We start from the raw sequence: 23,807 nt of genomic DNA, 5'->3' as shown, positions 1-23,807 counted from the left end.
AGGTGTCTGGAAATATAGGGGCAAATCCAAATATCTTTAGTAAATACCAGAAACACTACCCTCTCCTGCAATGCATAATTTGATTAACAAATCTTATAGTTACTTTGCGAAACTATCTATACAACATCGTTTCAAAATCATTCCATTACTGACAATATTGGGGAATATATGAATACTTCAGGCTGGCTACTTAAAAGAGGTGAAGCAAAAACATCCGTCTTCCATCTCGGCAGATATTGTAGTGAATGGAAAGCATCAACATACTCCTATGGAGAACCGAGCTTTCATATCGTTCTGGGTGGAGAATGTTGGCTGGATTTGTTAAACCAACAACCCCGCATTATGCTGGAACAAGGAGATATTCTCTTTTTTTTTAATAACTTCCCATTTTTTCTCACCTCCTCACCAGATACAAATATTGATGACTTACCCCGCAGACAAATGGTTAAAATTGAAGATTCCTTTTCTAACTCCACCGATCTGCTATGTGGTTTCATCCAACCTAACTCTATCGCCAGCCAATTGCTGTTTGCCTTACTACCGGATATATACCTTATTAAGAAAAAAGATGACGTCAGTAACAAAATACACTCTCTATTTGAGTTATTAATGACAGAAGTTAATGCTTCTGCCGATGAAAATAATTGCATTATTGCTCACTTAACTGACGCTATTTTGTACTATGTGGTTAGTGAATCTACCTCCTTATATGACATTGATATAAATATACTGAATACCGCTAATGATGAACCGTTAGCAAAATTAATTATTGCTATAATAGACAATCCTGAGCATTCATGGACACTGGACGATATGGCTCGCTTCACTTACATGTCTCGCTCAACATTCATTCGCCGCATATTAAAAACGACAAGCTATACACCGAATCTGGTATTAAGCAAGCTAAGAATTTATGTGTCATTAAACATGCTCAGAAGGGGAATTAAAATAGAGGATATTTACAGCCGCGTCGGGTATGAGTCATTGTCTGGATTCTATCAGGCATTCAAACGCGTTATGGGAACTGCACCCGGGGACTATCTATCTTCCTTCAAATAAAACGACCAGCGGGATGAATGTTAGGGGCTCGAGAAAAGCTCCGCATTCTGGCTTCCCACCGAACGTTAAGGTTATAATCCCTACAACGATTTTATTGGATTAGAAGCGACGATGACAAAACTTACCCTACAAGAACAGATGCTTAAGGCAGGTCTGGTCAGCAGTAAAAAAATGGCAAAAGTGCAGAGAACGGCGAAAAAATCGCGCGTTCAGGCTCGTGAAGCCAGAGAGGCGGTGGAAGAGAATAAAAAAGCACAGGTCGAACGTGATAAGCTGCTTAGCGAGCAGCAAAAGCAGGCTGCGCTGTCTAAAGAGTATAAAGCACAGATCAAGCAACTTATTGAAATGAACAAAATCACCATTACTCGTGGCGATATTGGTTACAACTTCACTGATAATAATCTGATCAAAAAAGTCTATGTTGATAAAGTGACCCAATCACAGTTGATCAAGGGCCGCCTGGCCATTGCGCGTCTGACGGCTGAAAGCAGTAGCGATAGCGAATATGCCATCATTCCGGCTGTCGTCGCCGATAAAATTGCCCAGCGCGATGCAAACTATATTGTATTAAATTGCGAGCTGAGCCAGGAAGCGAAGGACGAAGACGATCCGTATGCTGATTTTGTCATCCCTGATGATTTAATGTGGTAAGAAAACAAGCAGATAATTCAAACTTCCGTCGCGTATTTCGGTGAACGCCAACGCTACCACCGAAATACCGTTGACATCACCTCTGCCCAATCCTGTCAGCTAAAACTTATAATGTTCTTTGCTCAGCCCGTATTTTCTCATGCGTAAATACAGTTTTTTACGCGGGATTTGTAAATACTCCGCCACTTCATTAATGCGCCCCTGATGAATATTTAACGCCTCGGTAATAATCTGCCGCTCGTACTCCTCCACCCGGCGATCGAGCGGCGTCGGTTCAGGCATATGCAGCTGCGGATTTGCGGTTTCAGCCAGCGGAAGTAGCCCAACGGCAAAAAGCTCAGCGGCGTTCGCCAGTTCCCGAACATTACTTAGCCACACGCGGCGCCGCATGCCTTTCAGGAGTTCCCCTTCAACGTCAGGTACAGGATGATTCAGGCGCAGACAGGCTTTTTGCAGATAATGGCGAAACAGTGGCTCAATATCATCGGGACGCTGCGACAACGACTGACAAGCGATTTGCGTCATCGCGAAACAGTAATAGAGTTCGGCCACAATTTGGTTAGTTGCCGCCAGTTCCACCAGCGATGTGGCGCCAATACCGATCAAGCGAAACGGACGCCTCTCCTGGCTTTGCAGGTGCACCAGTTGGTGCTGCTGTTCGCGCGTCAGGCATTCAATATGGCTCAGGACCAGCGTACCGCCTTGCGCCTGGGCAATAAGATCATTGAGTTGTCCCGCATTCGCGGGCGTCAGCTCACCGCGGATAAACGGTCCCTCGGTGCTGCGCCCAAGCTGATGCAAATAACGGGCTCCCGTCATACGCCCCGTTCCCGCCTCGCCATAAAACCAGACGGCGATATCCGTTTCCGCCAGTTGCTGCAGACGCTGACGGTACTGATTGACCCAGTCACTGTAACCGATCAGCTCAACCTGCAGCTTTTGCTGACAATAGTGGCGACGCGCAATCACAGATTTTCGCTGACGCAACGCATCTTCTACCAACAACAGCAGTTTGCCGGGGTCGACCGGTTTTTGCAGAAAATCCCATGCCCCTTTCTTCACCGCTTCCACGGCCATCGGGACGTCGCCATGCCCGGTGATCAACAAGATCGGCAGCTGATTATCATCCTGATGAAACAATGTCATTAGATCGATTCCATTGCAGCCAGGCATACACACGTCGCTCAGGACAATCCCCGGCCAGTCGGCCTGGAGCCAATTTCGGGCGTCAAAAGGGTTACTGCATGCGTATACACGATAACCCTCTTGTTCAAGCAACAGCGTGTAAGCGTCGAGAACATCAGCATCGTCATCAATCAGCAAAACAGCATATTCATCACACAACATCGTTTACATCCGTCAGATTAAATTCCAGCACGACGCAGGCATTCCGCCCCGGCGTCGAGGCCAGGCGCAGCTCGCCGTTCATTTGCGTCATTAACGATACACAAATCGATAAACCAATACCGAGACCCACATCCTTACTGGTGGTAAACGGCTTTAATAGTGATGGCAACAACGCGCCTGGCCAGCCGGGGCCGTTATCACAGACTAAGACGCACAATCGGCGGCCCTCGGTCTGCCAGTGAACCTCTATTCCCGCGGCAGCCGGACAGGCATCCAGCGCATTTGTCAGTATGTTTACCAGTACCTGCTGAATACGCACTTCATCACCTGCCACCCACACGCTGTGAGCAGGAAGCGTCAGCGTGCCCTGCTGCTTATGGCGCATAGCCAGCAGTTCCCAGGCAGCAGTAAACGTTTGTCGTAGATCGACCGGATGTAAAGGCGCGCCCGGCTCAGCCCGGCGCGCAAACTGACGTAGCGAACGGATAATGGCATCGATGCGGGTAATCAGCCCCTCTGCTTTGGTTAACGTGCTTCTGGCCTGAGCGGATTGCCCCTGCTCAATTGCCTTTCCCGCCGTAAACAGGTACATCGACAGCGCATTCAGCGGTTGATTAATTTCGTGTGCCAGAGTGGTCATAGTCTGGCCGACGACCGCCAGTTTAGCCGTCTGGATCAGCTCATCCTGCGTCGCCCGGAGATCGGACTCAATCTCCTTACGCTCCGCCACTTCCTGCTCCAGCTGATTTTTTTGCGCATTCAACTGGCCCAGGGTATGGCGCAGCAAGCCCGCGATACGCCCCAATTCATCGCGCCCATAAACCGGGATAGTGGCATCCGTTCGGCCAAGACCAATTTGCACCACGGCCTGGTTGAGCGCGGTAAAACGCTTCACCAGCCGGGAACGAATGAAATAATGGTTAAGTCCCCAGGCGAGAAGGAGTGCCAGCAGCGTCGCCAACAGAATAAGTCCGCCACTGACGCGAACAATTTGTTCCAGCCGCTGGTTAAACATCTGCATTTGCTGATGGCTACTTCCCAATTGCGCTTCAAGCAGTGTTCGAAAGCGCCCGAGCGTTGCCTCTCTGGCATGGTTGGCATCAATGAGCGCCTTTTGCGCAGCGACATAATCGCGCATCGTATCGGGCATTTTATTTTTCATCATCCCGATTTCCAGCAGTTCATCAATGGTTTGCCGCAGGGTGATTGTACTGGGCCAGTCATCGAGGGTACGGATGTTTTCATCGGCGGTTTTCTTCAGATTCTCCAGGTAGCGGATATGGTTCTCCACCAGCATCCCGTCGTCGCTGCCCGACTTCAGTTCATTAAGCCGGTCGCGTAAATCATCCACGATCTGGTTTTCAATTCTTGCCAGGGTGTACACCTGCTGCTGCTCGTTTTGCACCTCTCGCGCACGTTTGAGATACAGCGCCGCATCGCCACTTTTTGCCTCGATTTGATCCAACAACGTCCCCTGCTGCCAGGTGAAATCCTGCACCAGTGAATTCAGCTCGGTGTTAAAATCATCATGTAGCCAGTCGATGCGTGCGGAGAGTTCACTCACTTTTTCACGCACGAGGAACATGTTGTAGAGCACCCGGTCCAGTTCCGCCATCAGCGCCCGGCTGTCCTGCAAAATCACCGCCAGCTGCTGTTGTTCTGCGGGTTGTAGCCCCCGGCTCAGTGCCTCAATTTTATCCAGATGCGAGATTATCTGATTGCGCAGTTGCAGCCTCACCGTCGTATTGGGGGCCAGCAGGAATTCATTAAGCTGATCCACAACCAGGTTAAGATTGCCTTCAATCAAAAAAGCGGAATGCACGCGCGGGAAGTAATCATCAAGCGAATAGCGTATTTGCGAGCTCTGCTCGTGCCATGAGTACAAACTGACGCAGCTCACGCTCAACGTCAGTAGTGCGCCCGTCAGAAAGGCTCCCCGCAGGCTGCTGCTGATGTTGAGCTGCCGCAGGCGTTGCAGTATCGATCCACCTTTCATTTTAACTCTTCCAGTTTTGCTATCGCCTGACGTTGATTTTTAAGAAACCACAGCTGCCACTCCATCATCTGCTGTTCGGCAAAGCTTTTGTTATCGAATTGAGCAAGCCAGGCCTCATCTTCACTACGCCTGGCATCTATCGGGACGCTGGTCAGTAAGGCTCTGATTTCGGGTAACGGGCGTTTCAGTCGCGCTTCCGCACTGTATAGCGCCCGCCAGGCATCTTTCAGCTGTGCGAGACGAAAACTGATGGCGGTATCAAACATTCGCTGCACCAGCCGCTGCCGCTTAAGGATCAGCCGATAATTAAGCGCAGGCTGGTTCATCAACATCGCCTGTTGAGCGGCCCGTGGGTTATCTGGCGCGAGCTGGGTAACCGGATATTTTCCCGTATTCGCATCCGCAAGGATCCGCTGTCCTTCCGGACTTAATAAGTAGCGGATAAAACGACGCGCTTCACTGGCGTGCTGGCTGTTCTTGAGCACGGCGACATAGGTTGGCGACACTGCCGAGCGTGGAAAATAGCTAAAAGCCAGATGCGGATCGTTGAGCAACAGGTTGGCATAGTTATCAATGACCGGCCCGGCAACGCCAAGACCGCTCTTAATTTTGTCGGCTACGCCAAAACTGCGTGATGAAATCGTCACCAGATTACCGGCGCTCGCTAACAGCGTCGCCCAGCCCTCTTCCCACCCTTTTTGCTGCAACAGCGACTCAACCATCAAATGGTTGGTATCGGAACGAGACGGGCTACTCATCAACAACGCATTCTGATATTTAGGCTGCGTTAAATCCGCCCAGTCAGCAGGAGGAGAAAGGTGTCGCGCCGCCAGCGCAGAACGGTTAATTAGCAGGCCAAAACCGGATATCGCCACGGCCACGGAGGTAGAACGAATAGACTCAGGCACCAGCCTCTGGCTTTCCGGCAACGCATTATCAAAGAGCGCCAGCTTCTGATGCTCCTGAAGATGCTGTAACAGCATGGGCGATGAGGTCAAAATGAGATCAACGTTTTCCGCATTCGCGGTATCAAGCAGTTGTTCCAGCGAACTGCTGGTCCGGTTTAACGTGCGAATCATCACCGACCCCGGCTCCGTCTGCCAGCGCTGAATAATCCAGGCCGTGGCTCCGGGTGAGAAGGTTGTTGCCATCACCAGCTCTTTACCCAAAGCCTGGCAGCTCGCCGACAGCGACATGAAACAGAGCGAGATTGCCCAAAAACGCCGCCAACAGTAAAGTCTGTTTGTGATCCCGTTCATAAATACCAACATATGCAAAAAATAATATTGAGACAAAACTTACCCGTTTATCCCTACAGGAGAGAAGAATAAGGTTTTTCGCAATAATAACCATACGAAAAGTGACTACATCAGCTAAGAATACCCGAAAACACAGTCTGAATTTGTTAATATCCGCACATGCCAGCAATAAAACTTCGCGCAAAAGAACAGAAATAAAATGCCATTATTTAAAAAGAGTCAAAATCTGCCGCACCATCTATAAAATGAGTCAATAGTGACCCATTTCATCGACTTGAGTTTCTCTCCTGCCTATTTCACTCTTCACCACGAAAACTCCTGATATTCACATCAATATAAATTTAGGTGATGATATGTTATCAATATTTAAGGCAGGGCCAGCGGCAAATAAAGTCCCGGCAGAGAAAGTCCAGGAAACTTATGGCCGCTACCGCATTCAGGCATTACTCAGCGTATTCCTGGGCTATCTTGCGTACTATATTGTGCGCAATAACTTCACGCTCTCAACTCCATATCTGAAAGAGCATCTGGATCTCAGCGCCACGCAGATCGGTTTACTCAGCAGTTGTATGCTTATCGCCTATGGCATCAGTAAAGGCATTATGAGCAGCCTGGCAGACAAAGCCAGCCCCAAAGTATTTATGGCATGCGGTTTGATTCTGTGCGCCATCGTCAACGTAGGTTTAGGGTTCAGTACCGGATTCTGGATTTTTGCCGCGCTGGTTGTCTTCAACGGCTTGTTCCAGGGGATGGGCGTCGGCCCTTCATTTATTACTATCGCTAACTGGTTCCCGCGTAAAGAACGTGGACGCGTTGGCGCGTTCTGGAATATCTCACATAATGTCGGTGGTGGTATTGTTGCCCCGATCGTTGGTGCCGCCTTTGCCATTTTGGGAAGTGAACACTGGCAAAGCGCCAGCTATATTGTTCCGGCCGGCGTTGCCGTACTGTTTGCAGTTATCGTGCTGATGCTGGGGAAAGGCTCACCACGCCAGGAAGGTTTACCGGCTCTGGAACAAATGATGCCGGAAGAGAAAGTTGTATTAAATGCCCGACACGCTGTCCAGGCGCCAGAAAATATGAGCGCCTTCCAGATTTTCTGCACCTATGTCCTGCGTAATAAAAATGCCTGGTATGTTTCACTGGTAGATGTCTTTGTCTATATGGTGCGTTTTGGCATGATTAGCTGGTTGCCAATTTATCTGTTAACCGAAAAACATTTCTCGAAAGAGGAAATGAGCGTCGCGTTTTTGTTTTTCGAATGGGCGGCAATTCCTTCCACATTACTGGCGGGTTGGCTTACCGATAAACTGTTTAAAGGCCGCCGCATGCCATTGGCAATGATTTGTATGGCGCTGATTTTCGTCTGTCTGATCGGCTACTGGAAAAGCGAATCGCTGTTGATGGTGACTATTTTTGCCGCCATCGTTGGCTGCCTGATTTATGTTCCTCAGTTCCTGGCCTCCGTTCAGACCATGGAAATCGTACCCAGCTTCGCAGTGGGTTCCGCAGTAGGATTACGCGGATTTATGAGCTACATTTTTGGCGCATCATTGGGTACCAGCCTGTTTGGCGTAATGGTCGACAAAATGGGATGGCATGGCGGTTTCTATCTGCTGATGGGGGGAATTGTCTGTTGCATCCTGTTCTGCTACCTCTCTCATCGCGGGGCGCTGGAACTTGAGCAACAGCGGAAAAATGCTCAGCAAGAAGAAGCATCACTCCAGTTGGCTGACGCCCGTTAATCGATTCCAGTCTCGCAAAAAGTGCCAGCACCGCTGGCACTTCCCTACGCTCAGCTAAATAAATCTCTAACCGTGATAATTCATTTCCAATCGTAACGTGCCAGGTTATTGCCTACCGTCCCCCACCATAAAGCGAATGATCAAACCGCATGTCGGGGCAAGAAAAAGGAATAATCCGGTTACCATTTCGTTACCATTAGTCAACCGCATAGTGAAAACGTAAATTAAAGCCGTGAGTATGCCCATGCCGATAAAAGCGCTTATTGACGCCGCCGCGCCCATTACCTGCCAGATGTAGCAACTGACGCTCAGAATGCTCAATGCGAGAAAGATCCAAAAATAGAGCATTGCGATACCTCCTGTTTGCCGTAAAACTTTACGTAAGTCCTTACACTCCCTTGATTTTATATTCTAAGACAATTCCCATTAGTTCGCAATTTAAGCAACATTTACGTTACAAAAATCACTCATCTGCTTACTATTTAGATATTCACCTGGATTTTATTTATTCATCATAAAAACAATGGATTATATATAGGCTTTTTTTTGTTCTTAATCGCCCCAAAAATATTTACGAAACTTGAGTAATTATTTCTGGCTGACATTAATCTTCGGGTGTACATTGTGCGTCCGATCATTCATGCCCCTCGTGGTTTTGTCCTGACTCAGTTTTACACTCTTTGCAGGAACCAATGTCGTTTATGGCGGCCTAACGATCTGTGCAGAGTGTAACGCGCCAGACCCAGCGTCTTCGCGATACATCTATTTCGTATCAACAACAGGTGCTTATGTTTCCCCAATGTAAATTTTCACGCGCGTTTTTGCATCCGCGCTATTGGCTCACGTGGTTTGGCGTCGGTGTGCTCTGGTTACTGGTACAACTTCCCTATCCCGTATTATGTTTTCTTGGTACCCGTACAGGAACACTGGCTCGTCCATTTTTAAAGCGCCGTGAATCTATTGCACGTAAAAACCTCGAACTCTGTTTCCCCAATCTGTCGCAGGAAGAGAGAGACAAACTGGTCGATGAGAACTTCCGTTCACTCGGCATGGGACTGCTTGAAACAGGTATGGCCTGGTTCTGGCCGGATCACCGCGTTCGCAAATGGTTTGATGTAGAAGGGTTGGACAACCTGAAACGCGCCCAGATGGAAGACCGTGGCGTGATGGTCGTAGGCGTACACTTTATGTCGCTCGAATTAGGTGGCCGCGTAATGGGGCTGTGCCAGCCGATGATGGCAACCTATCGCCCACACAACAATAAGTTGATGGAGTGGATCCAAACCCGCGGTCGTATGCGTTCCAACAAAGCCATGATCGGCAGAAATAATCTGCGTGGCATTGTCGGCGCCCTGAAAAAAGGGGAAGCGGTATGGTTCGCTCCCGATCAGGACTACGGCCGTAAAGGAAGCTCGTTCGCGCCCTTCTTCGCCGTTAAAAACGTGGCAACCACCAATGGTACTTACGTGCTGTCACGCCTATCGGGCGCAGCGATGCTGACCGTAACCATGGTGAGAAAAGCAGATAACTCAGGTTACCGCCTGTTTATCACACCACAAATGGAAGGTTACCCGGCAGATGAAAGCCAGGCTGCGGCTTATATGAATAAAATTATCGAAAAAGAGATCATGCGCGCGCCCGAGCAGTATCTCTGGATCCACCGTCGCTTCAAAACCCGCCCCATGGGTGAAGCCTCGTTATATATCTAAAAAGAAAGGCCTTACGGCCTTTCTTTTTGTCTGTGGCTGAATTACTTAACGCCCCACTCGTTCTGTAGTTCAGCCATGCGCTCATTGTAGTTACGAGCAATACAGGCTGGTTTATCCTGCTCTTTCCAGCACTCGTTTCGTCCTTTAACCCAGCCGCGCTGCTCAGCTTTCAGCGTTGGGTTATTTTTCGATTTAACCAACGCCTGTTTGTAGACCCCGTTCAACTTAACATCCAGCGCGGAGAGTGATGGACTCTGGCAAATAACCTCTTCAATACTTCCCTTTGCCACCGCTGAGCAAGAGAAAGAAGGACCGCTGTAGGTCGATTTTTCCCCCGGAGCGTAGTCAATATTGTCTTCAGGCTGACAAATTCCGTGCTTACGATTAGGTCCTGTCCATGAAACTTCCGGGTTGCCGTCATCTTTACGGGAGATGGAAAGCGTATTTTTCCCGCTTTTGGCTTCCCAGTAGTTGTCATTGAAGCTCTTTACGGTTGCCTTTGAGCCATCAATCCAAACGTTGCCTTTACCATCACTATTCACACCACCAATACTTGCGCAGCTGAAATTAAACGCCAACGGAGAGGCCGCCATCGACGCCACTGGCGTAAGAACGAGTGCTAACATCATTAATCTGGTCATTTTTAACCTTTTCATTATTGAATTCCGCGAAAAATTAACCGTATTCATATTATGGTGATATGAGAATTCTCCGACTAATCATTACGTCGCTCAATAGCAATTTATTACCGGCAGAAATTAAACTGTCGCCGAATCACGACACTTGTAAGTTATTAAAATTAAATAGAAAAATGCCTCTTGTCTCACCTCATTTTTAGGCGTACATTAGCGCCGTCTGGAGCACTAAAGCTCAGAATTCTGAGGTGATGCAGCCAGGCAAACGAGGGATATTCTCCATTTCGTTTGCGCGTGCATCAGCTCTCTGTCAGGTAAGCATATGTTCATTCAGACGTACCCAGGTACGCGGAGAGATGAAAAGTGAAATATTTCTTTATGGGCATTTCTTTTATGGTCATCGTTTGGGCCGGTACGTTCGCCCTGATGATCTAAATAAAAGACGCAGCAAAAAAACAGGAGCCATCAGGCTCCTGTTTGCTTTTGGGGATCTCACGATTGGTTAGTCGGTACTTTCAATAGCCGATTTCGCACTGGCAGGCAGTAAGCCATCTGCGCGAAACATCGCTTTGATGCCGCGGATCGCCTGGCGGGTACGGTCACGGTTTTCAATTAAGGCAAAACGCACGTGTGTATCGCCATAATCACCAAAGCCAATCCCCGGCGAAACGCATACTTTCGCTTCGTTCAACAATTTTTTGGCAAACTCAAGTGACCCCATCGCGGCATATTGCTCAGGAATTTTCGCCCAAACGTACATTGAGGCCTTTGGCATCTCAACCATCCAACCGGCCTCATGCAGCCCTTTAACCAGCACATCGCGACGGCGTTTATACTGCTCGGCAATATCCCGTACGCATTGCTGATCGCCTTCCAGCGCCGCGATTGCCGCAACCTGCAACGGTGTAAACGTCCCGTAATCGTGATAGCTCTTGATGCGTGCCAGCGCATTGACCAGCGTTTTATTGCCGACCATAAAACCGATACGCCAGCCCGCCATGTTGTAGCTTTTCGACAGGGTGAAAAATTCAACCGCGACATCACGAGCGCCTGGTACCTGCATAATCGATGGCGCTTTCCAGCCATCGTAAACGATATCGGCATAGGCGAGATCGTGAACCACCAGCACGTCATAGCGTTTAGCCAGCGCGACGACTTTTTCGAAAAATTCCAGCTCGACGCACTGTGCTGTCGGGTTGGACGGGAAACCTAAGATCATCATCTTCGGTTTCGGGTAGCTTTCACGGATCGCGCGCTCCAACTCATTAAAGAAATCGACACCTTCCACCAGCGGCACTGACCGTACCTGCGCCCCGGCAATCACCGCGCCATAAATATGGATCGGATAGCTCGGGTTGGGTACGAGAACCGTATCACCATGATCGAGCGTTGCCAGCATCAGGTGCGCCAGTCCCTCTTTGGAACCAATAGTCACAATCGCTTCGGATTCGGGATCAATTTCAACGTCATAGCGTTCCTGATACCAGCGGGAAATCGCCCGACGCAGACGCGGGATGCCGCGAGACGTGGAATAGCCATGCGTGTCCGGGCGCTGCGCCACGGTACACAGTTTTTCAACAATGTGAGGAGGTGTGGCCCCATCCGGGTTCCCCATACTGAAATCGATAATATCTTCGCCGCGCCGACGCGCAGCCATCTTCAGTTCAGCGGTAATGTTAAAAACGTAAGGGGGAAGGCGATCAATACGCGTAAAGCGACGTTCAGGGCGGGAGTCAGCCATAATATCCTCAGATTAACGTTAGCGCCCGGACCGTCCGAGCGACGCTGCCACGATGGTGGCACGTTTAGAAAATAGCCTGAATAATTTCCTTCTGTCGAGAGGCAATACAAAATATTTTTTTTCGACACAAATGAGGAACAGGCAAACAAAATGAGGAAATATTCAATTTCACACACAGCCAAAAATTACCATCATTTAACATTTTGTTGTGAAAAACATTACCTTGATCTTTGCGCTTAGAAGACAGGTATTGTAAATACAACAACAATGCAACAATCCCCTTTTAATATTAAGGTTTTTCCTCATTAGCCGCAGGCTGAGCGGGCGCTGGTCATCCAGACTCAGGTTGCCTATCATAGAGGTTTAACCCCTGCGCAAGAGTCACCCGTGCACGAAATATTTAATATGCTGCTGGCGGTATTTGACCGGGCAGCGCTGATGCTGTTTTGTCTGTTTTTCCTGATTCGTATCCGCCTGTTTCGCGAACTGTTGCACAAGTCAGCTCACTCCCCGAAAGAGTTGCTCGCCGTCACCGCGATTTTCTCGATGTTTGCCCTGTTCAGTACCTGGTCCGGCGTACCGGTTGAAGGCTCACTGGTTAACGTACGTATTATCGCGGTCATGTCAGGGGGAATTCTGTTCGGTCCGTGGGTCGGCATCATTACGGGGCTCATCGCCGGCACCCACCGCTACCTGATTGATATTGGCGGCGTCACCGCCCTACCCTGCTTTATTACCAGTATTCTGGCAGGCTGCATTGCCGGGTGGATCAACCGTAAGATCCCCAAAGCGCAACACTGGCGCGCAGGTATTTTAGGCGGAATGCTGTGCGAATCCCTGACCATGATCCTCGTCGTTGCCTGGGCGCCTACGACCGCGCTGGGGCTGGATATCGTCTCGAAAATCGGTATCCCAATGATCCTGGGCAGCGTCTGTATTGGCTTTATCGTTATGCTGGTTCAAAGCGTGGAAGGTGAGAAAGAAGCCAGCGCCGCGAAGCAGGCCAAGCTGGCGCTGGATATCGCCAACAAAACCCTGCCGCTTTTCCGTCACGTCAACAGCGAGTCGCTCCGCCAGGTATGCGAGATTATTCGCCATGATATTCATGCTGATGCCGTCGCTATTACCAATACTCAGCACGTTCTGGCCTACGTTGGCGTGGGTGAACTGAATTACCGCGATAACGATGATTTCGTCAGCCCTACCACGCGACAGGCGATCAATTACGGTAAAATCATCATAAAAAACAATGATGAAGCGCATCGGACACCGGAAATACACTCCATGCTGGTGATCCCGCTGTGGGAGAAAGGCGTTGTTACCGGCACGCTAAAAATCTACTACTGTCACGCTCACCAGATCACCTCCTCATTGCAGGAAATGGCCATCGGCCTGTCGCAGATTATCTCGACTCAGCTTGAGGTTTCTCGGGCGGAACAGTTACGCGAAATGGCAAATAAGGCAGAGCTAAGAGCACTGCAGAGTAAAATAAATCCCCATTTCCTGTTTAACGCCCTGAACGCTATTTCCTCGTCGGTGCGGCTTAACCCGGACACTGCGCGTCAGCTCATTTTTAATTTGTCGCGCTATCTTCGCTATAATATTGAATTAAAAGATGATGAGCAGATCGACATCAAGAAAGAGCTGTATCAAATCAAAGATTACATCGCCATCGAACAGGCCCGTTTTGGCGACAAGCTGACGGTTATTTATGATATTGATGAAGAGGTAAGCTGTTATATTCCCAGCCTGCTGATTCAGCCGCTTGTTGAGAACGCCATCGTCCATGGTATTCAACCCTGCAAAGGGAAAGGCGTGGTCACCATCAGCGTTGCAGAGTGCGGGAACCGGGTACGGATTGCCGTGCGGGATACCGGTCATGGTATCGATCCGAAAGTGATTGAACGGGTCGAATCCAATGAAATGCCGGGGAATAAAATCGGTCTGTTGAATGTCCATCATCGCGTTAAGCTGCTCTATGGCGAAGGATTACTGATCCGCCGTCTGGAGCCGGGCACAGAGATTGCCTTTTATGTGCCTAATCAGCACTCGCCCGCAGCCGCACCGGCCACATTATTGCTTTAACCAGGAGTGAAGTCGTGAAAGTCATCATTGTCGAAGATGAATTCCTGGCCCAACAGGAACTAAGCTGGCTGATAAAAGAGCACAGCCAGATGGAGATTGTCGGTACATTTGACGACGGTCTTGACGTGCTGAAATATCTCCAGCACAACCGCGTTGACGCTATTTTTCTGGATATCAATATTCCCTCGCTGGATGGTGTACTGTTGGCGCAAAACATCAGCCAGTTCGCGCATAAGCCCTTTATTGTGTTTATTACCGCATGGAAAGAGCACGCTGTTGAAGCTTTCGAACTGGAGGCCTTTGACTATATTTTGAAACCGTATCAGGAATCGCGCATTGTCGGCATGCTGCAAAAGCTGGAGGCCGCCTGGCAACAGCAGCAAGCGGGAACCTCACCATCTGGCCCAGCGCCCCGTGAAAACGATACGATCAACCTGATCAAAGATGAGCGGATCATCGTAACCCCGATCAACGACATCTACTACGCTGAAGCCCATGAAAAGATGACCTTCGTCTATACCCGGCGCGAGTCGTATGTGATGCCCATGAACATCACCGAGTTTTGCAGCAAGCTGCCTGCTGCGCATTTCTTCCGCTGCCACCGCTCATTCTGTGTGAATTTGAATAAAATTCGCGAGATCGAACCCTGGTTTAACAACACCTACATTCTGCGCTTAAAAGACCTGGAGTTTGAAATCCCGGTGAGTCGGAGTAAAGTGAAAGAGTTCAGACAGTTAATGCACTTATAGCGCAGAGAAAGAGCAATGAAAGAGCCAGGCCTGCCCGCCGACCAACAGTTTTTCGCCGATCTGTTCAGCGGCCTGGTGTTAAACCCGCAGCGTCTGGGGCGCGTATGGTTCGCCAGGCAACTAGCCACATTACCGACCGGCAGTTTATGTATTGACCTGCCCCGCCTGGATATCGTGTTGCGCGGAGAGTACAGCAACCAACTGGAAAAACAGCAGCACAGCCTGGCGGAAGGCGACATGCTGTTCATCCCGGCGAAAGCGGCGAATTTACCAGGCAGCGATAAACCGGTGATGCTCTTGAGCCTGGTATTTTCACCGGCCTGGCTGGGCCTCTCTTTTTATGACAACCGAACCGCATCGCTGCTACGTCCCGTACGTCGCATTGAGTTACCGCATCCGCAGCGCGGTGAAGGCGAGGCGATGCTTACCGCATTAACCCATTTAAGCCGCTCACCACAGGCCCAGGATATTATTCAGCCGCTGGTGCTGAGTCTGCTGCACCTGTGCCGCAGCGTGGTAAACACCCGGCCTGATATAGCGCGCCCGCGCTCTGAATTTCTCTATCACAGCATATGTAATTGGGTCCAGGACAACTATGCCCAGCCGCTGAACCGGGAAAACGTAGCGCAGTTTTTTAATATCACACCGAATCACTTATCAAAAGTATTTACCCAGCATGGCACCATGGGATTTGTTGAGTATTTGCGGTGGGTGAGAATGGCGAAGGCGCGCATTATCTTACAGAAATATCATTTGTCGATTAGCGAAGTCGCACAGCGTTGCGGGTATCAGGACAGTGATTATTTTTGCCGCCTGTTCCGCCGTCAGTTTGGCCTGACGCCGGGCGAGTACGGCGCCCGTTTTCAGTCAGCACGTTGATTGAGGCAATACCAACGAGTTAGTCATATCCACTTGTATCGTTGTAAAATAATGCCCTTTCGCGCATAACGTGCAGGCTTACTCAACAAAGTGAATATTCGATGAAAAACAGACGTGCACTTTCCCTGATGTGTCTTCAGATGCTGGAATCAGGTGCGGATCGTCGGACCGTAAAAAGAGCGCTCACCGCCCGACGCGTAAAAGGTCGCCAGGCGGTAGTACTGCTCTGCAAACAAGAGATGATACTGTTAAGGGCCGGGAAACTGCCGATTCAACACACCGCAGATTAATAATTCTTCTTGTAAAACCGTTTTGCCCAGCCTGCAATCCCATTACCGTAGGCTGGAAAACGCTCCTCACAGTGGCGTTTAAAACGTCAGTTCCGCCTGCAGCAACGCCAGAATACTTTCGGCATCGGTAGCGGCAAACAACGACTGGCGGAACTGCTTGTTCACCAGCTTACGCGCCAGCTGCGAGAAGACCTTCACGTGGTTAATGCCTTCATCAGCCCCCAGCGTTAGCATGATCACCAGCTCAACATCGCCCATTTCGGACTGCCAGTCTATCGGCTGAGCAAGCCGGGCAATGCTGATACTGGAATGGTTGATCCACTGGGATTTAGTATGTGGGATAGCAACCCCGAAACCAACGGCAGTAGTCACTATCTCTTCGCGCTGCCAGACATCTTCCTCCAGCTCAAACGGATGTTCGGTGCGTCCATTTACCCCAAGATTGCCACATAAGAACTGGATCACCTGCTCTTTGTTGGCAAGAGGCTCGCCAACAAAAATATTCTCCAGCGCCAGTAGCGGGCGCACGTCTTTCTGCGGTGCAAACTGCTTCAGCAAATCTTCTATCTCCTGAGCACTGCGACACTCGCAGGCCTGCATAGCGAGTTCGCGACACGCCTGGCCGTCCAGTTGACGAAGCTGACTTTTCACCGCCGGGATCCGTGGGCTGCTCATACTTAACTCGTCAAGCCCTAAGCCCAACAGCAACGGTAGGTAACGACTTTCCCCGCCCAGTTCACCGCAAATGCCTACCCATTTACCGCGTTCGTGCGCCACGAGGACAATCTGCTGCAACATCCGCAAGAACGAGGGCGTAATCGGGTTATATAGCGGCGACACGCGAGGATTATTACGATCGACAGCGTACAGATACTGGGTCATGTCATTTGAACCAATGCTGAAGAAATCCACCTCGTCACAGAAGTGGTCGATGATGTAACACACCGACGGTACTTCAACCATAATCCCCAATGAAATTGTCGGAGCATGACGTAAACCCTCCGCTTTCAGCTCCACCAGCGCTTTTTGCAATTCGCTTTTTACCCATAAAATCTGGTCGAGGCTGTGCACCATCGGGATCATCAACTGCGCATTACCGAAGGTGGCCGCGCGTAAAATGGCGCGCAACTGCGTGCGAAACAGCCCGGCAAATTCGGGATAAATCCGCACCGCGCGATAGCCCAGGAACGGATTTTCTTCTTGCGGAATATTGAGATAACGGATGTTCTTATCGCCGCCAATGTCCATCGTGCGAAAGATAACCGGCTTGTCGCCCGCAGCCAACAACACCTGTTGGTAGGCTTCAAACTGTTCCTGCTCGTCGGGAGCACTGTCGCGATCCATAAACAGCATTTCTGTGCGAAACAACCCAATCCCTTCCGCGCCATTGGCAAACGCCCCCGGCGCTTCCAGCGCGGTGCCAATATTCGCTGCAACGTCAATTCGTTGATTATCTTTGGTTAACGCGGGCTGGGCGGCGTCAAGGGCTTGCCGACGCTGGCATTCATCAGCCAGCTTCTGCGCAATCGCGTAGTAGCCGCGAACCGCCTCGTTTGGATTAATGGCCAGGACGCCACATCGGGCATCCAGTACCGCGGGTTGCCCGGCATAGCGGCTAATCGCGTCCAGCGGCAAGCCGCTAAGCACCGGAATTGCCGACGCCCGAGCGAGGATCAGCGTATGCGAGGTGCGCCCTGTTTTCTCAAGGATCATGCCTGACAGATGCTGCAAATCGAGGCTCAAAAACTGACTGGGCGTCAGATCTTCAGCAACCAGAATCGTTGGTTTTTCCAGCACCAGCGCATGGCGTGGCCGCTTTTCAGGCCAGGTAATGTGCAACAATTGTTCGCTGATATCACGGATGTCGCTGACGCGTTCGCGCAAATAATCGCTGCCGGAAGCCGACAGCTTATCGCATACTTGTTCCATATTGGTGATAATCGCCGCCCCTAACCCCAGATGCTGCTCGAGCATTAATCGGCGAATATTCCCGGCGAACTCATCGTCCTGAATCAGAGACAGATGCGCGCTGAGAATGGTTTTACTCTCACCATCGCGCTGGCGGAGTTGCTGATTGAGCAGCTCCGCCAGCGTCGCCAGACTGTGCTCCAGCCTGGCGTTGTCTTCCGCACTCGCCGCAATCGCGCGATAGCTCTCCAGATTATCACTCTGCCACAGCGTGAGCTGACCTGCCCCCACGCCGCCTGCCAGCACGGTGCCATACAGCAAATCCGGGTTGAGCCGAATCAGCGAACGCGGCAACGGATGCGCCGCCAGTTCCGCCGCCCCAGGCTGAACGCTGTCGCTGTCGATAAACCGCTGCTGAATGTACTCCTCCAGCGCCCGTCTGGCCTGTTCTTCATCATGACCGGTGATGGTTAAGCTACAGCTGTCGTTAAACAGCGTCCCGGTGCCAATCAGCGCCAGCGAGCTTTTCGCATCCGCTTTGGCGTTTTGACGATGGTTGAAAAACATCACCTCACTTTGCCACTGGCTGCACTGCTCTTTCAGCTCCCATGCTGGACGCGCATGCAGGCCATTGGGTAACGGGCAAAGAAATTGAATCGTTAGCATAACAACTCCTGATTAGCGCGAAATCAGCACCTGAAGTCCGTCAGATGAGCCACGGTTTCGCACGTAAGATGTGAAATAAGTGCCGACAGCAACTGCTGCGTCTGGATGATGTCACGACAGTCGGCAATCGATGCAGCACAGTGCCCATGCCGCGTGGCTGGCCCCATAACAACCGTCGGGATCCCCGTTCCGCTGACGTGTACAGCCCCGCCATCGGTGCCGCCATTACTGAACATATCGAGCTGTAACGGTATACCCGCGTCAGCGGCCACACTTTCAATCCATGCCGTCAGCTTTGGCGGCGCAATCAGCGATTTATCGCTCAGCACCAGCATCGGGCCTTTGCCGAGCTGTCGGTGGTTGGCCGCGCCACAATCAAAATTTTTCGCCCAGCAGGCGGTGTCCAGCACGATCGCCACATCGGGGGCAACTGCACGCGCGGCCGTTTGCCCTCCGCGCAGTCCAACTTCCTCACTGGAACTGGCTACCAGCCACACCTCGCAAGGGAGATCGGCGCCATGCCATTCGCGCAGCAGCGCGACCAGCAAATAACATCCAAGCCGGTCATCAAAGGCTTTGCCCATGACGCGTTGGTGCGGCAAAACCTGAAAAGTCGTGTCAAAGGTAACGCGATCGCCTGGGTGCACGCCGGCCTGAAGTACTTCGTCATAAGACCGTGCGCCAATATCCACCCGTAGCGCATTCACCTCATTGCCACTGCGATCTCCGTCGAGCAGGCCCGGGATTTTGCTCTCTTCGCGAGTGGTAATTCGCACCGGCTGCAACTGTCTGGCCGCCATACGCACATTTCCCACCGGCAAGACATCGATCGCCCCGTCACTGGAGACACTGCGCACAATAAATCCCACTTCATCCATATGCGCACAGATCATTACCTTCGGACCGGTTGATTCATTCAGGCGGATCAACACCGATCCTAACCCATCGAAGCGCACTTCTTTGTGCAGACGATCTGCTTCTTCGAGCAAGATCTGCCGCACCTCCTGTTCTGAGGAGGCGATCGCATCAGCCTCGCTCAGCGCCTTCAGTAGCGATAAGTCCATCACGCCTCTCCCGTGTGTAACAATGTTTTCGCCATGGTGTAGAGCACCTCGCCGCCGTCTGGCGTAACCAGTACCACGTCCTCAATACGTACTCCGCCCTGCCCCGGCAGATAAATACCTGGCTCAACGGTGAGCAGCATTCCCGCCACCAAAGGTGTCGAATCGGTGGGCGAAAAACGTGGGTTTTCATGGACCTCAATGCCGATAGCGTGTCCGGTATTGTGACCAAACTCATTACCATAGCCCGCCTGCGTAATAACTTGCCTGGCGGCGGCGTCCACCTCATGGCAACGTACACCGGGTCGAATTGCCGCCACCGCCGCCAGTTGCGCTTCCAGAACAACCTGATAAATCGAAAATAGTGCGCTTTCTTCTGCAGATTGGTTGGCGTCGGGTATGCGAAACGTTCGCGTCATATCCGAACAATACCCCTGATACTGTGCGCCAAAATCCAGCGTAATGAACTCACCCGCCTCGACACGCTTGTCGCTGGCTTTGCCGTGCGGCAGCGCCCCGCGCCAGCCGCTGGCGACAATGGTGTCAAAAGAGGCTTTATCTGCGCCGAGCGTACGCATGTACCACTCCAGTTCGGCGGCAATCTCGCGCTCACGCAGACCAGGTTTAATAAAACGCCGTATGTGCTCAGCGCTGAGGTCGGCAATCCGACAGGCTTCACGGATACAGGCTATTTCCTGGGCCGTTTTCACCTGCCGAAGCACGTCCGGCAAGGCGCTCACCAGTCTTCCATGCAGTTTGTCTGCCCATGTCTTTGCCGTTTCCCAGCTTACCTGCTCGCCTTCGAACCCCACCGTCTGCAGCTTTTCGTCAGCAATGATGTGATTCACCCGTGAATACAGCGTCTGTGTTCCATCAAGGAGATGGATCTGGTAGCCCTGGGTACGCGTGTCGACATCGGTGTAGTAACGGGCATCGACCAGGATATGCGCGCTTTCATGGCTGATAAACACAAACCCTGAACTGCTGGAGATCCCCATATGCGGCTGTTTATTCTGTCGCGATGACAGCAGCATCGCATCGAGATGTTGCGCTGTCAGCCAGTCACGCAGCGAGGCAAGTAAGCTCATGGTTACAATCCTTTTGATCAGAGGCTTTCGATCAGCAATTTGCCTTTGCGGTACATCAGATGACGCAGGAACACCACCATCAGCGCGGTAATCACCGCACCTAACAGGATCCCTGCCATATAGACACCGAGATTGGTCACCAGCGGCCATGCCCAGATCGCCGACTCAGGGAACCATTGCACCGCACCCAGCCAGACGGCAGCCGTCGATCCGACAATGGCGCCAACCATGTAGGAGGGAATTGCCGTGATGGGGCTTTCCAGCGCAAACGGGATAGCCCCTTCGCTGATGCCCATAAATGCGAGGAACATTGCCGTTTTTCCCTGCGGGTAGAGCTGGGCGCTGAACAGACGCTTACCCGTTAAGCGGCGGTCAAGCAGCGTTGCCAGCCCGAGGCCAATCGGCGGAATAACAATCGCAATAGAGCGCGCGGTGACCGGCAGAACGTGATCGGTGGTAAAGCTGAAGGCGACAAATCCAGCGGCTTTATTAATCGGCCCGCCGAGGTCAATCGCTGTGGCCGCGGAAATCCCCATCGCATACATCAGCGTGCCTTTCTCTCCTGCTGCAGTCAGCAGAGTACGGATGCCGCCGTTGATCCAGCCGCCAAACGGCGTGATCACGTAATACATCGCCAGCATGACGAAAATGGCAGAGAGAATGGGCAGCAAAAAGGTGGTCTTGAACGCCAGCAGGAAATCAGGGAGCTGGATTTTTTGGTTCATCCATTTCACCAGATACCCGGCAACAATCGAGATAATTAGCGCGCCAATAAAGGTAGAGGGTACGGGTGCACTGGTTACCCATTGCAGCGTTGATGGGTCAAAATTCAGCAGCTGCGTAGGCTGAGTAGACATCAGCCCACCGATGAACCCCGCCGGAAACGCCAGCTTGCCGCCGATGGAGTTGGCAACGAACGCGGCAAACATCGGAATAGCAAAACCAAACAGCACGCCGCCAAAAGATTGCGACAGCCAGGCAAACTTCAATAATGAGAGATTAAAACCGGTAAATTTTCCGCTGTTCAGCGCATCCATGATGCCAGTGTCAGCATGAATATCGAGCCAGCTATAAGCGATCAGTTGCGAGAAGGCGAGAATTACCCCGCCCATAATTAACGTCGGCACCATGCGTGAAATACCCGACATCACATGTTGCGGAAGTTCGCCCCAGAAGCTGTTGCGGGAGACCGGTGGATTTTTTATTGCCGCTGCCGCACCAGATGCGCCAGGCACAACGGTTGCACTGCGTTTTTTAATGGCCATACGTAGTTCCCTGTCGATGATTATTGTTGTTCAGCGGCAACCATCTCTTCGATCTCTTTAATGATGCCGGCCGCATTTTTTATCGCGTCCTGTAGCGTAATTTCGTAGACATCACGCGACTCAAAACGCTCGTTATCTTCCGGAGTTACGGCAACTGAATGGATGATTAACGTCGCCTCAGCAATATCCTGCGCCGTCAGACGATTTTGAATTCCGTCAGCGCCCTGAGTTTCGATTTTCACTTCATAACCGGCTTCAACCGCCGCTTCTTCCAGAGCCTGCGCCGCCATAAAGGTGTGAGCCAGCCCCATCGGACACGCACAGACAGCAATTAATTTTTTGCTCATATTCATTTCCTCGTAATAGTTAACGAGAGAAATTATGGTCCGAGGCAAGTAGCGACCGTTATCAGACAAATAATGCTTTTACTGGACATATAATCCAGTAATCAGGAAGTGTGACGAAGGTCGGAAAGCTGGGCGGCAGGCATAAAAAAACCGCGTGATTTACGCGGTTATGCGGGGGAGTGATTGAGGAATTAAAGAATATGCCCCAGCGTCTGGCGCAGATGTGCGCCGGAGCCAAGCAGACCCGGATTATCATGCACAATCAGATACACCGGAATATCCTGAACGTAAGCTTTAAAACGTCCTTTATCTTCAAACCCACCGCGGAAACCGGAAGCTTTAAAGAATTCAAGGAAGCGCGGCACGATCCCGCCAGCGATGTACACGCCGCCAAACGTGCCCAGCGTTAACGCCAGATCGCCGCCAAAGCGTCCCATAATCACACAGAACAGCGACAGCGCGCGGCGGCAGTCGATACAGGAATCTTCCAGCGCACGGGCGGTGATATCCTTCGGCTGCAGATTTTCCGGCAGGCGACCGTCTGATTTGACGATGGCGCGATACAGGTTCACCAGTCCGGGTCCTGAGAGCACTCGCTCAGCAGAAACATGACCGATTTCCGCACGCAGGACCTCAAGGATAATCCCCTCTTCTTCGCTGTTAGGCGCAAAATCCACGTGCCCGCCTTCACCGGGCAGGCTTACCCAGCGTTTATCAACATGCACCAGATGCGCCACGCCGAGGCCAGTTCCCGCGCCATACACCGCAATCGGTTTGCCTTCGACAGGTTCCGCGCCGCCAAACTGGATCAAATGCTCTTTTTTCAGCATGGGGATTGCCATCGACACGGCGGTGAAATCATTGATGATTTCCAGATGGCTAAAGCCCAGATTTTTTTTCATCTCCGCAATAGAGAATGCCCAGGTATGGTTGGTCATTGCCACCCAGTCGCCGGTGATCGGACAGGCAATGGCAATGCAACCATCTTCGACGCTGACGCTATGCTCATCCAGGTACACGCGCACCACGGCCTCCAGACTGGGGTAATCCAGCCCGGAATACGTTTTTGCCTGCGAAATCTCGCCGCTGGCAATGTCGCACAGAGCAAGACGTGCGTTGGTGCCGCCAACATCACCTACTAAAGCATATTTTGTCATTCTTCCACTGCTCCGCTAAAGTCAGAATAAATCTTTGCCACACTGTAAATTCATGGGGGCATAACAACAACGGCCTGAAGGCTGATGCCCGTAGAAAATCGATCCAGATCACACAATTACTTTATCGTTTCAGCACCATTTGCAGCGATGCGGCCGCGCAGGCTGTGCAA

Annotated in this window: 20 protein-coding genes; 8 read left to right on the top strand and 12 right to left on the bottom strand. The window is 51.2% G+C overall.

Annotation, left to right across the window (positions count from 1 at the left end):
* The first annotated feature begins 168 nt into the window (after positions 1-168).
* Positions 169-1,059, top strand: a complete 891-nt coding sequence (locus FDX14_RS18180; RefSeq protein ID WP_072014718.1) for an AraC family transcriptional regulator — start codon at positions 169-171, stop codon at positions 1,057-1,059.
* A gap of 111 nt (positions 1,060-1,170) precedes the next feature.
* The gene (locus FDX14_RS18175; protein WP_079223254.1) at positions 1,171-1,710 is read left to right on the top strand and encodes a DUF2058 domain-containing protein; all 540 of its coding nucleotides are present in this window, start codon (positions 1,171-1,173) and stop codon (positions 1,708-1,710) included.
* A 99-nt stretch (positions 1,711-1,809) separates the two neighbouring features.
* On the opposite strand, the gene pgtA is transcribed toward FDX14_RS18175, so the two are convergent.
* The 3 genes from pgtA to pgtC are packed head-to-tail and all read right to left on the bottom strand — an operon-like array spanning position 1,810 to position 6,243.
* On the bottom strand, positions 1,810-3,057 hold the full coding sequence (gene pgtA, locus FDX14_RS18170; protein ID WP_137350011.1) for a two-component system response regulator PgtA: 1,248 nt from the start codon (positions 3,055-3,057) through the stop codon (positions 1,810-1,812).
* Positions 3,047-5,038 (bottom strand): two-component system sensor histidine kinase PgtB, encoded by a 1,992-nt coding sequence (pgtB, locus tag FDX14_RS18165; protein WP_170973600.1) that lies wholly within the window; start codon positions 5,036-5,038, stop codon positions 3,047-3,049. Before pgtB ends, pgtA begins: the two co-directional genes overlap by 11 nt.
* A gap of 11 nt (positions 5,039-5,049) precedes the next feature.
* Positions 5,050-6,243, bottom strand: a complete 1,194-nt coding sequence (gene pgtC, locus FDX14_RS18160; RefSeq protein ID WP_137350012.1) for a phosphoglycerate transport regulator PgtC — start codon at positions 6,241-6,243, stop codon at positions 5,050-5,052.
* A 422-nt stretch (positions 6,244-6,665) separates the two neighbouring features.
* On the opposite strand from pgtC, the gene pgtP reads away from it, so the two are divergent.
* Positions 6,666-8,057 carry a phosphoglycerate transporter PgtP gene (gene pgtP / locus FDX14_RS18155; RefSeq protein WP_061382146.1) on the top strand — a complete coding sequence of 464 codons (1,392 nt, stop codon included), beginning with the start codon at positions 6,666-6,668 and terminating at the stop codon, positions 8,055-8,057.
* 105 nt (positions 8,058-8,162) lie between these two features.
* On the opposite strand, the gene FDX14_RS18150 is transcribed toward pgtP, so the two are convergent.
* The gene (locus FDX14_RS18150; RefSeq protein ID WP_042306990.1) at positions 8,163-8,405 is read right to left on the bottom strand and encodes a DUF2545 family protein; all 243 of its coding nucleotides are present in this window, start codon (positions 8,403-8,405) and stop codon (positions 8,163-8,165) included.
* Positions 8,406-8,845: 440 nt separating this feature from the next.
* Between FDX14_RS18150 and lpxP the strand changes: the two genes are divergently transcribed.
* Entirely contained in the window at positions 8,846-9,766 is a 921-nt protein-coding gene (gene lpxP, locus FDX14_RS18145) for a kdo(2)-lipid IV(A) palmitoleoyltransferase (protein WP_038642416.1), read from the top strand.
* A 41-nt stretch (positions 9,767-9,807) separates the two neighbouring features.
* Here lpxP and FDX14_RS18140 read toward each other — a convergent pair whose 3' ends face one another.
* The gene (locus FDX14_RS18140; RefSeq protein ID WP_137350009.1) at positions 9,808-10,422 is read right to left on the bottom strand and encodes a lysozyme inhibitor LprI family protein; all 615 of its coding nucleotides are present in this window, start codon (positions 10,420-10,422) and stop codon (positions 9,808-9,810) included.
* A gap of 342 nt (positions 10,423-10,764) precedes the next feature.
* Between FDX14_RS18140 and ypdK the strand changes: the two genes are divergently transcribed.
* On the top strand, positions 10,765-10,836 hold the full coding sequence (ypdK, locus tag FDX14_RS18135; RefSeq protein ID WP_010723117.1) for a membrane protein YpdK: 72 nt from the start codon (positions 10,765-10,767) through the stop codon (positions 10,834-10,836).
* Between the two features lie 67 nt (positions 10,837-10,903).
* Here ypdK and alaC read toward each other — a convergent pair whose 3' ends face one another.
* On the bottom strand, positions 10,904-12,142 hold the full coding sequence (alaC, locus tag FDX14_RS18130) for an alanine transaminase (protein ID WP_042306985.1): 1,239 nt from the start codon (positions 12,140-12,142) through the stop codon (positions 10,904-10,906).
* 387 nt (positions 12,143-12,529) lie between these two features.
* Here alaC and FDX14_RS18125 point away from each other — a divergent pair, with 387 nt between their 5' ends.
* The 3 genes from FDX14_RS18125 to FDX14_RS18115 are packed head-to-tail and all read left to right on the top strand — an operon-like array spanning position 12,530 to position 15,855.
* Positions 12,530-14,227, top strand: coding sequence for a sensor histidine kinase (locus FDX14_RS18125; protein WP_071888159.1), 1,698 nt, complete (start codon positions 12,530-12,532; stop codon positions 14,225-14,227).
* 14 nt (positions 14,228-14,241) lie between these two features.
* A complete protein-coding gene (locus tag FDX14_RS18120; RefSeq protein ID WP_042306983.1) occupies positions 14,242-14,976 on the top strand; it encodes a LytR/AlgR family response regulator transcription factor in 735 nt (244 codons plus the stop codon).
* A gap of 15 nt (positions 14,977-14,991) precedes the next feature.
* On the top strand, positions 14,992-15,855 hold the full coding sequence (locus tag FDX14_RS18115; protein ID WP_137350008.1) for an AraC family transcriptional regulator: 864 nt from the start codon (positions 14,992-14,994) through the stop codon (positions 15,853-15,855).
* A 368-nt stretch (positions 15,856-16,223) separates the two neighbouring features.
* On the opposite strand, the gene ptsP is transcribed toward FDX14_RS18115, so the two are convergent.
* The 6 genes from ptsP to glk all read right to left on the bottom strand — a co-directional run bounded on the left by ptsP (position 16,224) and on the right by glk (position 23,637).
* Complete coding sequence (ptsP, locus tag FDX14_RS18105) at positions 16,224-18,719, bottom strand: phosphoenolpyruvate--protein phosphotransferase (RefSeq protein ID WP_042306976.1); 2,496 nt, start codon at positions 18,717-18,719, stop codon at positions 16,224-16,226.
* Between the two features lie 23 nt (positions 18,720-18,742).
* Complete coding sequence (gene ypdE, locus FDX14_RS18100; RefSeq protein ID WP_061382150.1) at positions 18,743-19,783, bottom strand: aminopeptidase; 1,041 nt, start codon at positions 19,781-19,783, stop codon at positions 18,743-18,745.
* Positions 19,783-20,868 carry an aminopeptidase gene (gene ypdF / locus FDX14_RS18095; RefSeq protein WP_137350007.1) on the bottom strand — a complete coding sequence of 362 codons (1,086 nt, stop codon included), beginning with the start codon at positions 20,866-20,868 and terminating at the stop codon, positions 19,783-19,785. Before ypdF ends, ypdE begins: the two co-directional genes overlap by 1 nt.
* 17 nt (positions 20,869-20,885) lie before the next feature.
* Positions 20,886-22,133 (bottom strand): PTS fructose transporter subunit IIC, encoded by a 1,248-nt coding sequence (locus FDX14_RS18090; RefSeq protein ID WP_137350006.1) that lies wholly within the window; start codon positions 22,131-22,133, stop codon positions 20,886-20,888.
* Between the two features lie 20 nt (positions 22,134-22,153).
* Positions 22,154-22,480: a PTS fructose transporter subunit IIB gene (locus tag FDX14_RS18085; protein ID WP_003028254.1), complete on the bottom strand. Its 327-nt coding sequence runs from the start codon at positions 22,478-22,480 to the stop codon at positions 22,154-22,156.
* A gap of 191 nt (positions 22,481-22,671) precedes the next feature.
* Complete coding sequence (gene glk / locus FDX14_RS18080; protein ID WP_038642435.1) at positions 22,672-23,637, bottom strand: glucokinase; 966 nt, start codon at positions 23,635-23,637, stop codon at positions 22,672-22,674.
* Positions 23,638-23,807 lie beyond the last annotated feature (170 nt).

It is taken from the genome of Citrobacter sp. wls710, assembly GCF_005281115.1.
GTDB classification, from domain to species: domain Bacteria; phylum Pseudomonadota; class Gammaproteobacteria; order Enterobacterales; family Enterobacteriaceae; genus Citrobacter; species Citrobacter werkmanii.
Note: the sequence above shows the minus strand (reverse complement) of the source record. Positions and strands in the feature narration are given on the sequence as shown.

Bases quoted from the DNA above. Each gene is read 5' to 3' on its own strand.
- ypdF (WP_137350007.1), bottom strand. From the start codon at position 20,868: ATGAGCTTACTTGCCTCGCTGCGTGACTGGCTGACAGCGCAACATCTC.
- lpxP (WP_038642416.1), top strand. From the start codon at position 8,846: ATGTTTCCCCAATGTAAATTTTCACGCGCGTTTTTGCATCCGCGCTAT.
- FDX14_RS18175 (WP_079223254.1), top strand. From the start codon at position 1,171: ATGACAAAACTTACCCTACAAGAACAGATGCTTAAGGCAGGTCTGGTC.
- FDX14_RS18090 (WP_137350006.1), bottom strand. From the start codon at position 22,133: ATGGCCATTAAAAAACGCAGTGCAACCGTTGTGCCTGGCGCATCTGGT.
- glk (WP_038642435.1), bottom strand. From the start codon at position 23,637: ATGACAAAATATGCTTTAGTAGGTGATGTTGGCGGCACCAACGCACGT.
- FDX14_RS18140 (WP_137350009.1), bottom strand. From the start codon at position 10,422: ATGAAAAGGTTAAAAATGACCAGATTAATGATGTTAGCACTCGTTCTT.
- FDX14_RS18115 (WP_137350008.1), top strand. From the start codon at position 14,992: ATGAAAGAGCCAGGCCTGCCCGCCGACCAACAGTTTTTCGCCGATCTG.
- alaC (WP_042306985.1), bottom strand. From the start codon at position 12,142: ATGGCTGACTCCCGCCCTGAACGTCGCTTTACGCGTATTGATCGCCTT.
- FDX14_RS18085 (WP_003028254.1), bottom strand. From the start codon at position 22,480: ATGAGCAAAAAATTAATTGCTGTCTGTGCGTGTCCGATGGGGCTGGCT.
- FDX14_RS18150 (WP_042306990.1), bottom strand. From the start codon at position 8,405: ATGCTCTATTTTTGGATCTTTCTCGCATTGAGCATTCTGAGCGTCAGT.
- pgtP (WP_061382146.1), top strand. From the start codon at position 6,666: ATGTTATCAATATTTAAGGCAGGGCCAGCGGCAAATAAAGTCCCGGCA.
- ptsP (WP_042306976.1), bottom strand. From the start codon at position 18,719: ATGCTAACGATTCAATTTCTTTGCCCGTTACCCAATGGCCTGCATGCG.
- pgtA (WP_137350011.1), bottom strand. From the start codon at position 3,057: ATGTTGTGTGATGAATATGCTGTTTTGCTGATTGATGACGATGCTGAT.
- FDX14_RS18180 (WP_072014718.1), top strand. From the start codon at position 169: ATGAATACTTCAGGCTGGCTACTTAAAAGAGGTGAAGCAAAAACATCC.
- ypdE (WP_061382150.1), bottom strand. From the start codon at position 19,783: ATGGACTTATCGCTACTGAAGGCGCTGAGCGAGGCTGATGCGATCGCC.